The 12,826-nt window shown below is 43.3% G+C and carries 14 protein-coding genes and 2 tRNA genes; 8 read left to right on the top strand and 8 right to left on the bottom strand.

All coding sequences use genetic code 11. The features are described 5' to 3' along the window. Positions 1-9: 9 nt before the first annotated feature. The 5 genes from ELS82_RS06760 (at position 10) to ELS82_RS06780 (ending at position 2,168) form a co-directional block, all read left to right on the top strand. Complete coding sequence (locus ELS82_RS06760) at positions 10-648, top strand: sugar transferase (RefSeq protein WP_134834811.1); 639 nt, start codon at positions 10-12, stop codon at positions 646-648. A gap of 161 nt (positions 649-809) precedes the next feature. Beyond that, a tRNA-Val gene (locus ELS82_RS06765) sits at positions 810-886 on the top strand. A 46-nt stretch (positions 887-932) separates the two neighbouring features. Then, positions 933-1,009: transfer RNA gene (locus ELS82_RS06770), tRNA-Val, on the top strand. Between the two features lie 176 nt (positions 1,010-1,185). Further along, positions 1,186-1,806, top strand: a complete 621-nt coding sequence (locus tag ELS82_RS06775; protein ID WP_134834812.1) for an outer membrane beta-barrel protein — start codon at positions 1,186-1,188, stop codon at positions 1,804-1,806. Positions 1,807-1,967: 161 nt separating this feature from the next. After that, positions 1,968-2,168, top strand: coding sequence for a DUF2986 domain-containing protein (locus ELS82_RS06780; RefSeq protein WP_134834813.1), 201 nt, complete (start codon positions 1,968-1,970; stop codon positions 2,166-2,168). Between the two features lie 67 nt (positions 2,169-2,235). On the opposite strand, the gene ELS82_RS06785 is transcribed toward ELS82_RS06780, so the two are convergent. Beyond that, the gene (locus tag ELS82_RS06785) at positions 2,236-2,433 is read right to left on the bottom strand and encodes a hypothetical protein (protein WP_134834814.1); all 198 of its coding nucleotides are present in this window, start codon (positions 2,431-2,433) and stop codon (positions 2,236-2,238) included. A gap of 69 nt (positions 2,434-2,502) precedes the next feature. On the opposite strand from ELS82_RS06785, the gene ELS82_RS06790 reads away from it, so the two are divergent. Then, positions 2,503-3,339 (top strand): alpha/beta fold hydrolase, encoded by an 837-nt coding sequence (locus ELS82_RS06790; protein WP_134834815.1) that lies wholly within the window; start codon positions 2,503-2,505, stop codon positions 3,337-3,339. Between the two features lie 88 nt (positions 3,340-3,427). Here the strand turns inward: ELS82_RS06790 and ELS82_RS06795 are convergent, their stop codons facing one another. The 6 genes from ELS82_RS06795 to nirB all read right to left on the bottom strand — a co-directional run bounded on the left by ELS82_RS06795 (position 3,428) and on the right by nirB (position 9,960). Next, positions 3,428-4,324 carry a hypothetical protein gene (locus ELS82_RS06795; RefSeq protein WP_134834816.1) on the bottom strand — a complete coding sequence of 299 codons (897 nt, stop codon included), beginning with the start codon at positions 4,322-4,324 and terminating at the stop codon, positions 3,428-3,430. A gap of 151 nt (positions 4,325-4,475) precedes the next feature. Continuing rightward, a complete protein-coding gene (locus tag ELS82_RS06800; protein WP_134834817.1) occupies positions 4,476-4,958 on the bottom strand; it encodes a LabA-like NYN domain-containing protein in 483 nt (160 codons plus the stop codon). A 162-nt stretch (positions 4,959-5,120) separates the two neighbouring features. Next, a complete protein-coding gene (gene cobA / locus ELS82_RS06805) occupies positions 5,121-5,876 on the bottom strand; it encodes a uroporphyrinogen-III C-methyltransferase (protein ID WP_134834818.1) in 756 nt (251 codons plus the stop codon). A gap of 208 nt (positions 5,877-6,084) precedes the next feature. Then, positions 6,085-6,933, bottom strand: a complete 849-nt coding sequence (locus tag ELS82_RS06810; RefSeq protein ID WP_134834819.1) for a formate/nitrite transporter family protein — start codon at positions 6,931-6,933, stop codon at positions 6,085-6,087. A 130-nt stretch (positions 6,934-7,063) separates the two neighbouring features. Beyond that, a complete protein-coding gene (gene nirD / locus ELS82_RS06815; RefSeq protein ID WP_134834820.1) occupies positions 7,064-7,387 on the bottom strand; it encodes a nitrite reductase small subunit NirD in 324 nt (107 codons plus the stop codon). A 14-nt stretch (positions 7,388-7,401) separates the two neighbouring features. Then, positions 7,402-9,960: a nitrite reductase large subunit NirB gene (gene nirB / locus ELS82_RS06820; protein ID WP_134834821.1), complete on the bottom strand. Its 2,559-nt coding sequence runs from the start codon at positions 9,958-9,960 to the stop codon at positions 7,402-7,404. A gap of 384 nt (positions 9,961-10,344) precedes the next feature. Between nirB and ELS82_RS06825 the strand changes: the two genes are divergently transcribed. Next, the gene (locus ELS82_RS06825) at positions 10,345-10,836 is read left to right on the top strand and encodes a VOC family protein (RefSeq protein ID WP_134834822.1); all 492 of its coding nucleotides are present in this window, start codon (positions 10,345-10,347) and stop codon (positions 10,834-10,836) included. Between the two features lie 239 nt (positions 10,837-11,075). Beyond that, complete coding sequence (locus ELS82_RS06830) at positions 11,076-12,113, top strand: GGDEF domain-containing protein (protein ID WP_134834823.1); 1,038 nt, start codon at positions 11,076-11,078, stop codon at positions 12,111-12,113. Between the two features lie 35 nt (positions 12,114-12,148). Here the strand turns inward: ELS82_RS06830 and ELS82_RS06835 are convergent, their stop codons facing one another. Continuing rightward, positions 12,149-12,805, bottom strand: coding sequence for a DUF2726 domain-containing protein (locus tag ELS82_RS06835; RefSeq protein WP_134834824.1), 657 nt, complete (start codon positions 12,803-12,805; stop codon positions 12,149-12,151). Positions 12,806-12,826 lie beyond the last annotated feature (21 nt).

The raw sequence follows: 12,826 nt of genomic DNA on the forward strand, positions 1-12,826 counted from the left end.
GAGCTAATTATGAGTAATGTTTCAAATCACATGTCTATCTGGCTAGCAAAACGACTGTTTGACCTGTTTGGCGCACTGTTTGGATTACTGCTGTTGTCCCCTTTTATTCCGTTCATCGCTTTAGCCATAAAAGTCAGCTCACCAGGTCCTGTGTTTTACAAGCAACTAAGGGTGGGTAAATCGACCCCTGAAAAAATGGTATTCTTTGAAATCATTAAGTTTCGTACCATGTATCAAGATGCAGAGCAGAGAACCGGCGCGGTTTGGGCGACAGAGAATGATCCGCGTATAACTCCTGTTGGGCGCTTCTTACGTAAAACCCGCCTTGACGAAATCCCTCAGCTGTTTAATGTCGTTTTCGGTGATATGTCTTTAATCGGTCCTCGCCCTGAACGCCCAAGTTTTTATCAAAAACTGGAAAATGCGATTCCTTACTTTGCCGATCGTACTTATGGCGTGATGCCAGGTATTACCGGACTTGCTCAAGTCAACCAAGGTTACGATACATGTATCGATGATGTACGCCGTAAAGTGGGTTATGACCATAGCTATGCTCTATCTCTCTGTTCTATGAAATCGTGGCTCAGCATGGACTTGTCGATCATTACTCGTACTATCGTTGTGATGTTTGACGGACGTGGACAATAAATAGCCCCTACTATGTGCGTGATTTAACGCACATTTTATCAATCGAGACGGATAAAACAGCAACAATTCGATTAGTTATAAAGCAAACGGCTTCAAATCATTAAAAATGCCCTTGCAGGATTGAATAACTCTCGGTAACATCCATCTCGTTCTTAAGGAATGGGTCCGTAGCTCAGTTGGTTAGAGTACTACCTTGACATGGTAGGGGTCGGCGATTCGAGTTCGCCCGGACCCACCACTCCTTAAAGCCATACTAAAACCAAAGTATGCCGAACATTAAATTTGGGTCCGTAGCTCAGTTGGTTAGAGTACTACCTTGACATGGTAGGGGTCGGCGATTCGAGTTCGCCCGGACCCACCAAATTTAGTTCCTTGTGAACAAAACACAAAGCCCGCTTTTTAGCGGGCTTTGTTGTTTCTGAACGTTACGTTTTCAGGCTACTCCCTCCCCTTACGCAGGCTTACAAAACTTCCATCGATTCCTCCCAACTATGTGTTTAAAGTTGCACTGTTTACAATCGATATAAGAAGTTCGCTATGTTCAAGAAATCTCTCTTTTTACTCCCTCTTCTCTCATTAGCGTCAGTTAAAGCCATCGCCGATAGCAATATCGTCTATGAAATGTCACACATTGGATTCGGCTACAAACACGCAAGCCTAGATGCTGGAGCGGCAGAGCCCTACTTAAACGGTCAATACAGTAACGATGTAGAAAAAACCTATGGCGGTTTGTATATAGACCTTGGACTTAGCATGACCGAAGCGCTGTTTTTGGAAGGTAACGCGAGCTTTGTGACACGCTTTAGCTCTGAGATTGATACGTGGCAAGCTGGCGGTGGATTCAATGTTCCTGTCTCACCTTTAGTCGCTCTACCTTTATCATGCGGCATCATCAACTATCGTGCAGACAGCGACTACTCACCTTCATATTCTGAAAACGCCATGTACTGCAAAGGTGGCGCAAGAGCACAGATTGCGAAACATTGGCTTATCGATGCTTCTTATCAACACGCCTTTCTCGATGTCGCTAAAGATACCTACCGTTTGAACAACGTGTTCCAATTTGGTTCTGTGTTTGGCTTTACTGCTGGACTGGAATACGCAAAGAGAAAGAAAGCAGAAACAGCATTTACTGTTGGGTTACAGTTTACCCTTTGATAGATCATAGCGCTGATTCTACGAATAAAACCTAAACAAAAAACTCCGGCAAAATACCGGAGTTTTTTCGTTTCACAATCGAGTAACCATCAACGGATATTCGTGCTTTGTGCACTGTTTTTTGATAGGATCGGCGGCCAAATTTAGCACTGAGCGATACCATGAACCGCAAAAAGAAGATCAATAGCATCTTAAAAGCCAAGCAAAAAAAGATGAACGCTAAGCTTCATAAAAGTAATAAGCCTCGCTACATTTCTAAAGCAGAGCGAGCAAAGCTTGAAGCAGAAGAGGCAAACGCTAAAAATGAAGAATCTCAGACTAGTCAAGAATCTGAGATAAACGAGCAAGAAAGCCAAGCCTAGACTAACTTCCAGTTTCGAAAAAGCCAGTCAAGTTACCCTGACTGGCTTTTTTAATTCTTACACTTTACTAGAGTTGTCGTTGGTCGTACTGACCTTCAAAATTGACCAATTTAATCTCTAACTGAGCGCCAAAATAGCGTAATGCCAACTTAGGATCTTGGTTATCAGTGATCTTCTTACCCAGCGTTTCCAACAAGTCCGCCATAAAATCTTTTACGGGTTGATCAGCTTCTGCTAAGTGTTGTTCAAGTGTGTGATTATTCATAATTTCATAGCCATAACGTTATCAATCAATCGTTTATAGTTAAGCCCTTATTCAACCAGAGGCATTATTATGGAAACTATAAAAACGATCTTAAATGGCAATCACTACCGCTATTCTTTTCATCACTGTGAAGGCTCTGATCAGTTCGCTATTTTTTTACTGGGTGCACTGCAGGACATTGAAAGTGTCCATAGCTTTTCTACCCATTTTGCGAATAAATTGAACTGTATAACTATTGAAGTTCCTGGAACAGGTCATACAGAAAACCTTGAATCGACAGTAAGTATTCGTTCTCAAGCGATTATGTTGCGCGATTTTATTGAATATTTAGGAGTCAGAAATGCCCATGTTATTGGCTTTTCTTACGCTACTGCTGTCGCTGTCGAGTTGTGTGACATTTGGCCGCATATCCTGTCGATGTCCATCTGTGGCGGAGTACCGGGTATCCCCTCTTCCGGGCGTCTAGCAACCAAGAAAATGATTGCAGCAGCTATGGACAATCCAAGTAACTTTGCCAAATCATTTACCGAGTCGCTCACAGTGAACAACAGCGATATTCCACGAAACAAAGCCATCATCAAAGCAACAGTACGTAACATCACTAACATGTCGCAAGAACGTATCGACGTGTTTTTTGAAAACTCCGTCAGATTGTTGGTTCATACACCATCGAACATCGCCAATATCTCAGTACCTTGTACTGTCTGTGTTGGCGAGTTTGATCCTTATGTTACTAAGGAAACAGCTCAAGCTTTTGCTAGTCAGCTCAAAAATGGTCGTCTTGTAGTGATAAAAAATGCCGACCATTTGGTACATTTACAGTATCCCGATAAGGTAGCCGCCATCATGCTAGCTCAAGCCAACGCAGCAATGGCGCTTAACGAGACCCTGTTAGCGCTAACCTAAATAAACGATTAATATTGTTATTTTTTAGTGAGATATAATCAACTCAAGGCTATGTGTATATTGAGTTGATTATTTCCACTCAATGATTTCAGATCACATTTTTTATGTAGATCTTTGATAGAGTGGTCAGTATTTCCACCGCTCGCTTCTTACATTCGCCATTAAGATTGCGCAACGCTTCAACAATCAACCCATCTCTAAGATGCTGGATTTGACGTAGTTGGTGGAACTGGGGGAACAAGCGCATTTCACTGGTGAAATTTACATGGGAGTTTAGCTCAAAACCCAACTTAACCCTGAAACCAATTGCGACTGAAAAGTCTCTTACTTTGTTAACGTCTTCAAGCTGAAGGTATTGATATTCTGAAAGTCCCAACACACGCGCGATAACATCAATTGGGATCTGATGTTCTAAGCGGAAACGCTTTACTGTGATCGCGACTGAACGGTAGTAATCAATCGCAAAAGCATTGATATCGAGTACGGGAGGAGGAAGTAGTTCATTGTAAACAATATCAGGATCGATCTGTGACTCGATTTCAGCACGAAACGCATGGAAGTGAGCTTTACTCTCTTCACTCATCATATTACTTACAAGGTCTAGGTAAAGTTCAAATTGCTCGCTAGGTAGTCGGCCAATGCAATATAACGCCTCTATCGCCTTATCATCCATTCCGCGGTAGTGCTCTTTCATTTTGAGCGCGAAGTAGAAGCTAGTCATAGGTACCATCATTACCCATGACATTGCAGCCACCATATGGATTGGCCTAATCGAATGATAACTCTGTTGCATGTAACGTTTTAGCGTTGAGCCATTGATCCCCGTCGTACGCTGTTCCAAATCATGAAACGACATACCTTGAGCTCGTCGCACAAAAGACATTGATACAGCCATATCTGTATCAATGGTTTTTAGCAACGTATCCAATGTTTCGATTGTTTGTTCTGAAACACTAATTTGGACCTGATCAGCACGATTTAACATACAGCAAAACCTAACTAAAACAACGAATAAGCTATCTTCCCTAACGAGGGAACTCTACCATAGCCAGTGCAGTTTTCGAACAGTCAGTAGAGTTAAATATCTAACGGTTTGAAACGAGTAAGCATTTTGAATGAATTTGCTTACTAGAATGTCAGTTTCGTGTGATGAGTAAGTTTTCATCGATTGGGATAAAATTGTCCGCTGCATCAATAAGGGACTGAGCTGTCAGGCCGGGAACACCATACACATCCACTTTGGTATTAAATCTTTGCTGAATTCGATCGACTAAGACTTCAAAATCGCCATCTCCAGAGAGTAAAACAATTCGATCAACATTCGCTGCGGCTTCGTAAACGTCTAGCGCAATACCGACGTCCCAATCCCCTTTTGCGCTGCCATCCATGCGCTGGATGAACGGCTTTAACTTCACATTAAACCCGATGCCACGAAGAATATGATGGAACTGACGCTGCTTTGGATCGTGGGAAGCAATAGCATAAGCGTTGGCTTCTACGACATTTTTTCCTTCAGTCGCGATATACCAGAACTGGTTATAATCAAAATTGCTGCGGTACTTTTCTCTTGTGGTGTAATAGATATTTTGAACATCTACAAAAATCGCGACGGTTTCCATTTTTTGCCTACTTCTTCATATTGAGCGCTGACTTTATCAAAACCGAGTCAACATTACAGCTTCGTTTTGCACAAACCACCGCGCAGTGACGCCGTCACGTAAACTCATGAAAGGTATGAATACTAGATAAAAAAACAGCGGCTCTTGCCGCTGTCATTTTGATTAATTAAACCACTTCAACTTGTCGTGCAACGAAGTCACACTCCCCACCACAATGAGAGCTGGGCTGACCGCCTCTTTCGCCATACTCGCTAACTCGGTTAAGTTGCCCGTGAATACGCGTTGCTCTCGGCGAGTACCGTTTTCGATAATGGCACAAGACATGTCTGCATCTATACCATTTTCAAGCAGCTTGGTCGCAATGTACTCACTCTGCTTAAGGCCCATATAAAACACCAACGTATTGTTTGATTGTGCTAACGAGTGCCACTCAATTTCGCGGCCATCTTTTTGCACATGCCCAGTAATAAACTGAACGCTCTGCGCATGATCACGGTGGGTCAATGGAATCCCTGCATAGGCAGTTGCGCCTGCCGCTGCGGTAATCCCTGGTACCACTTCAAATCTAACGCCGTGCTGCGCTAACTCTTCCAGCTCTTCTCCACCGCGGCCAAAGATGAATGAGTCCCCGCCTTTTAAACGCACCACTCGTTTGCCTTCTTTCGCTTTGTCGACCAATAGCTGATTGATCTGGTCTTGCGGCACACAGTGGTAATCAAGTCTTTTACCGACGTATATCATTTCTGCTAACTCATCCGCTAACGCTAGAATCTCAGGTGAAACCAGACGGTCATACACCACGACTTCAGCTTGCTGGATTACGCGGTAGCCTTTTACTGTCAATAAATCTGGGTCACCTGGGCCTGCGCCCACAAGAGAAACAAAGCCGTAGTTTGAAGATGGATGAACAGTTGTCATATCAACGCCTATCGAAAAATTTAGATATAAAAAGAGGCTCTATCTTAAAAACTCTGTTTATAGCCAAATCACTATTTCATAAATGGGAAAAAGATTCCCTGCGCTATCATTCCCTATCTCGGCAAGAGAGCATAGTCGGGAATCTCTTATTTAATATCGTAGAGAATCCCGACTTGTTCACTATCAAACTCTGGTAGTGAAGCTTAACTTATTTCGCTAATACTGGTTTTGCTTCTACAGCGTCTTCATCCGATAGAGAAGGTGCTGTTTTCGCGTGCGTTAGGTATAGCGGGATACAAGTCATGATTAGACCGCCAACAATGTTACCAAGGATTGTTGGAATTAGGTTGAAGTTCAACCAAGTCGCGATACCAAAGTCAGCACCTAGGATCATGCCAAGTGGGAATAAGAACATGTTTACCACTGTGTGCTCAAATACTAGTGCGAAGAAGATGAAGATTGGGAACCACATCATCGCTACACGGCCAGCGACTGTACGTGCAGTCATGTTACCAATAACGCCCAGACAAACCATTAGGTTACAGAAGATACCGCGCACAAAACAGGTAATCCATCCGTCCATACCCATGTTTTCAAAACCTAAGCTACGTGCAGTAGAAACAGCAATGAACTTCTTAGCAACTGCGTTTAGCTCTATAGAGAAGTTACCCGTTAGTGATACTGCTACTAGGTAAGCAACAATCAAAGAACCGATAAGGTTACCAAGACCAACAAGGCCCCAACAACGAAAGATGCGGTTCCAAGTAATACCTGGGCGGCCTTCAAATTTTGCTAGTGGTGCAAGACCAAATACACCTGTTACTAGGTCATACCCCATTACAGAAAGAATCACGAAACCCACAGGGAAGACAAGAGCACCCACAATGCCCATGCCAGTCTGAACGATTGTCGTAATCGCGACGACTACCGCTAGAGATAAGATGATACCTGCCATGGTGCCGCGCAAAAGCAAGTCACGAGAGCTTGTCTTTGTCTTAGCTTCGCCAACGTTAATCATTGTTTGTACGAATTCAGCGGGTTTAAAGTCTGTAGACATGAATGTGTCCTTATTCAAAAATTTGAAGGTTAAAAAGTTAAAATTGAATAGTGGAAGGCTCGCGAATTTCTTTGTTTTTTCGCCAAGAAATGACGAGCCTTTAAGCTATTAAATCTCAGCTAACGGATTATTAAGCCGTAATTTCTACTGAACCTTTAGTCACTCGTGCTTTATAAGCTTTCACGTTGAACTGCTCATTTTCCATGCACGCCCCTGTTTTGAGGTTAAAGCGCTGCTTCTTAAGCGGGCTTGCAACCCACAGTTGCTCATCGTGCTCAACAATCAGGCCGCGAGATAACACATTCGATTGGAAAAAAGGGTCCATGTTGTTAATCGCAAACACTTCTTCTGTCGCACGTGGGCGGAAAATCGCTACTTGCTCACCGTCTACTAAAGCCACGACACCTGTGCCTGGAATGATGTCTTCAATGTTACAAACTTTTGTAAATGCCATAATCTCTTCTCCCCTTACACGACTTCTACGTGAAGGATGTCGCCTTTCGCTTCAGGATGTTTTTCAGTAAATGTTGCTGGGCGATGTTGCTCACGTCCGTCAGTAACAAACATGACATTGTCATCACGCTCGTCAGAGTTAACGAAGTGCGCAAAACGCTTAAGCTGAGTTTCGTCGTTGATAGTGTCAGTCCACTCACAACGGTACTCTTCAACTAGCTTCGCAACGTCTGCTTCTAGCTGTTCATTGATGCCAAGTTTGTCTTCAATAATCACTTCACGTAGGTAGTCGATGCCACCTTCAAGGTTTTCAAACCATACAGAAGTACGTTGTAGTGGCGCTGCTGTACGGATGTAGAACATCATGAAACGGTCGATGTATTTCAGTAGCGTCTCTTGGTCTAGGTCACCTGCAAGTAGGTCTGCGTGACGAGGCTTCATACCGCCGTTACCACACACGTACATGTTCCAGCCCGCGTCTGTCGCGATGATACCAAGGTCTTTACCCTGCGCTTCTGCACATTCACGAGTACAACCAGACACACCAAACTTCATCTTATGAGGAGTACGGATACCTTTGTAGCGGTTCTCGATCATAACGCCTAAGCCGACAGAGTCTTGAACACCGTAACGACACCAAGTAGAACCCACACATGTCTTAGCCATACGTAGTGCTTTCGCGTACGCTTGACCGGTTTCGTAACCTGCTGCAATCAGCTTCTTCCAAATTGCCGGAAGATCGTCTTTTTGAGCACCAAATAGGCCGATACGCTGAGCGCCAGTGATCTTAGTGTAAAGGTTGTATTCAGCAGCAACTTCAGCAAGAACTGATAGTGCCTGAGGCGTTACTTCACCACCCGCCATACGAGGAATAACTGAGTAAGTGCCATCTTTTTGCATGTTACCTAGGAAGTTATCGTTGGTATCGTGCAGTTTAACCAGTGACGGTTTAAGGATGTGGTCACCCCAGCATGAAGCAAGAATAGAACCCGCTAGAGGCTTACATACTTCACAACCGTAGCCAGTGCCATGCTTCTCTAGTAGCTCTTCATACGATTTGATTTCACCGATACGTACAAGGTGGAAAAGCTCTTGACGAGAATAAGCAAAGTGCTCACATACGTCGTTCTTCACTTCTACACCCGCTTTTTCAAGCTCAGCATTTAGAACTGAAGTTACAAGTGGAATACAACCACCACAGCCAGTACCTGCACCTGTCACAGCCTTGATATCACCAATCGTGTGGTGACCTTGCGCAACCGCTTCTGCGATTTTGCCTTTAGTCACATCAAAACATGAACAGATAACAGCAGACTCAGGTAGAGAGTCTGCGCCAAGTGTTGGTTTTTCGCCACCAGCGTGCGCAGGTAAGATAAGTGCATCTGGGTGTTCTGGTAGGTCGATTTCATTCAGCATAAGCTGTAGAAGATCACCATAGTCAGACGTATCACCGACCATTACTGCACCAAGAAGCTTCTTGTTATCTTCAGAAACGATTAGACGTTTGTAAACTTCTTGCTCTTCGTTTTGGTAAACGTAGCTCTTACAGCCAGGAGTGCGACCGTTAGCATCACCAATAGAACCTACTTTTACGCCAAGAAGTTTAAGTTTTGCTGACATGTCAGCGCCTTCAAACTTGCTGTCGTTACCAACGATGTGGTCTACAACCACTGTCGCCATTTTGTAACCCGGCGCTACTAGGCCGTAGAAAGTTTCATTCCACGAAGCACATTCACCGATAGCATAAATGTTTTCATCTGAAGTCTGGCAGAAATCGTTGATTGCGATACCGCCGCGTGGCGCTACATCCAACTTCATGTCACGAGCAAGCTTGTCTTGAGGTCGAATACCCGCAGAGAAGACGATAAAGTCAGTTTCTAACTCCGTACCATCAGCAAAACGCATAACGTTGCGCGCATCTTTACCTTCAGGAGCAATTTCTAGGGTGTTTTTGCTTGTATGAACTTTTACGCCCATGCTCTCGATTTTTTGACGAAGCTGGTTACCACCCGCCTGGTCTAACTGCTCAGCCATTAGCTTTGGAGCAAACTCAATCACGTGTGTTTGAACGCCCAGCGCTTTCAGTGCGCCAGCCGCTTCTAGGCCAAGAAGACCACCACCGATTACAACGCCCACTTTGCTCTTTTTAGCACAAGCTTCGATTGCTTTTAGATCTTCAATCGTACGGTAGACAAAACAGTCTTTGCTCTCACGACCTTTGATTGGTGGAACGAATGGGAAAGAACCCGTTGCCATGATCAATTTGTCATACTTGATTTCGCGACCAGAGCTTGAGTAAACGATGTGTTTGTCACGGTTAACGTTAATTGCACGCTCACCGATTAACATGTTGATGCCGTGTTTCTCGTAGAAGCCTTCTTTAACTAAAGAAAGTTCATCAGCTGTGTGATGAGAAAAGTAAGAGGAAAGGTGGACTCGGTCATAAGCGACACGAGGTTCTTCACAGAAAACAGTAATCTCATATTGAGAAGCGTCCGTCTTCTCAACTAGGTCTTCAATGTAACGGTGACCTACCATACCGTTACCGATAACAACCAGCTTCAACTTGCTCATAGTACTTCCTAAGGGTTAGGTTTTTTATCTGAGCCAATTGTTAAATATGAAAGAAAATTAATACATGATGTAAATCAATTACAGAATTAAACTACCCTAAAGGGGTAGGAGCATAAAATAACCACCCCATTCCTGTAACTTGATTACACCCATGATTGAATTAATCCGCTTTTACGACACAATTCAAATTCTTTATACATAGTTTGTCATGTTTGACCTCATTTCCGTCATGCACCCGGTATTTCACTTAGCATGAGCCCATATTAATAACAAAAAATTATTATTATAAGAATTATTGATAATTTTTATTAAACAACAGCCCAACATACACTTCTCCCCATCGAATTGAGCAATATTCAAACATCAGATTTTGAGGAACAAGTTATGAAAATGAATCACGTTGGTATCATGGTCGGCGATATGGACAAAGCGGTAGAGTTTTACACTAAAGCTTTAGGCCTTCGTATTGTAATGAACAACACCAAAGTCGTAGAAGAGCGTGAAACAGCAATTGGCCGCATGTGTATCGCGGTATTCGGTGAAGGCTTCAAAGGCTTTAACATCGCGCACCTTGTTACTTCAGATGGTATCGGTGTTGAACTGTTTGAGATGAAGGAGCGCCAAGAACGTCATGAAGTAGACTTTTCTCGCTTAGGTATCTTCCATTTCTGTCTCCAAGTATCAAAAGAGCAATTTGAAACTGCGATTAAACGTGTTGAAGAGTTTGGCGGCAAGGTTCGTATGGATATCATGCGTTACCACCCAGAAGACGAACTAAAACAAGCGCAAATGGTTTATCTAGAAGACCCGTTTGGTAACTTATTTGAATTCTACTCGCACTCTTATGAAGATACCTACGCTTCTGATTACGAGTAACACTCTACTGGAGTTGGTCTTGTACCAACTCCTTCCTATTCCTCAATTTAAATAAGGATAAATATGCAGTAATAGTACGTAAACGTTCTCGTACAGATTAGCAAGCCTCTATTCTCATTTACGTACATTACAGGTGCTAGTTATGTGATCTCGGTACAGATATCGCCTTGATTCTAAACCTGAACATAATACTATAGTCTGATATTCACACTAAGGCATATGGTTGCAAAGGTCACGTCATGGAGCTAGACATATTCAACCCTACTCGGCAACTGCGTAGAACGGTGTTGTTTTGGCTGAGTATCGCGTTGGCGTTTTTGGCCTTAGTCATCGCTTATCTAAACACATTCCATGGCGGGTACTACTTGCTCGCAGCGACACAAGTTGCTTCTTGTCTATTCTCTTTATACGTCACATATACCAGTTACAGAGGTGACACCTCACTTGCCATAGCCAATAGTTTTGTCTATATCCTCATTGGCGTCGTTGCTCTTGCTACTTTTATTCACCCTATAGAGCATGGTAGCTTTATTTGGAGTCTATTATTCCCAGTATTGTTCTACCTCATATTGGGGCGTCGATATGGCTTTATTTCTTCTGGCGTGGGCTTCACGATTGTAGCCATGCTGGTTATGCATAAAACCTACAATGACGGCACGCTTAACTTTGCTGAGTTATCCGTTAATTTCTCACTCGCTTACCTTTGTATTTGGCTTGCTTCCCATATCTTAGAAGTAAAACGAAAAACATCCGAGACCTCATTGGGTCAGCTCGCCTCTCGTGACGCATTAACCGGGGTTTATAACAGGCATGCACTGATCCATAACTTTGAGCGTTACCGCAGTGAAAGCGCCAAGGTTCCTCTGTCCCTACTGATTTTGGATTTGGATTACTTTAAGACGGTCAACGATAAACACGGTCACGACGCTGGTGATAGAGTCTTGGTACAAACAGCAGCACTTATTGATAGCTTTTGCGATGAACATTTGGTGTATCGAATTGGTGGTGAAGAGTTTTGTATCGCCTTACACAACACTGAAGTAAAACACGCCATGATGAAGGCTGAGAAAATTCGAATTGGAATCGAGCAATACACCTTCAATGATAAAGACAACCCAATCAAGCTCACTGCAAGTATTGGTATCTATCAATGTGATCATTATAAATGTTTAGAAGATGTGTTGCGTGAAGCAGATAAAGAACTCTATAAAGCGAAGAGTAACGGTCGAAATCAAGTCATGGTGTGTAATCAAAACGAATGCTCAGTGTGTGTTTAGTGCTCGCCTTTCCTCTCTCATAAAAAAGAGGGCTCTTAGCCCTCTTCCTCAAATACAACATTGTAATTTTCTGTGTAGGTGCAGTGTGGTTGGCGACTACAGGTAAAGAAACGGCGACCTTTATGCTCTCCCTGACTCGCAACTTTAATCGTCATTGGGCTGCCACAGCGTTTACAAAAACGCACCTCTTTGTCGGATTCAATCAAATCGATATGTGCCGCAAGTAACCTACGTAGTCGGCTCACTTGATAGCTGTGCTTAATGTTGGTGCCAATTAAAGGGATACCTGCTGACTTACAGACATGAATAAGCAGCTTTTGACGATCGACCTTTCCTTTGCTTAGCTCTTTACCATTATCGAGTTCAATAGCCACTCGAACTTCGAGCGTTCTAGGATCGCAAACAACATAATCAAAGTAGCTTTTAGCAATGCGGTTGTTGGCAATAAACCATTGCTTCTTATCCGTTGCTAGCGGTGTAAGTACGCTGGTCAAGTTGACCTTAGTCATTACAACGCCATGCTGGCCAACCGCCGCCGTGAGTGCATTGTAGAACGCTGATTCCTGACCATTGAGTAACGGCCCTTTCTTTTTATAGCTACTATCTTTCAGCTCATCTTGTTTCAAGTAGCGCTTTTGCACGACGAAAAAAAACACCACTAAAATCACTACGACAATAAAAACACTTTCCATCTGTGTAAAATCAACCCTTTA

This window comes from Vibrio ouci (assembly GCF_004551525.1).
In the GTDB taxonomy this organism is placed as follows: Bacteria; Pseudomonadota; Gammaproteobacteria; order Enterobacterales; family Vibrionaceae; genus Vibrio; species Vibrio ouci.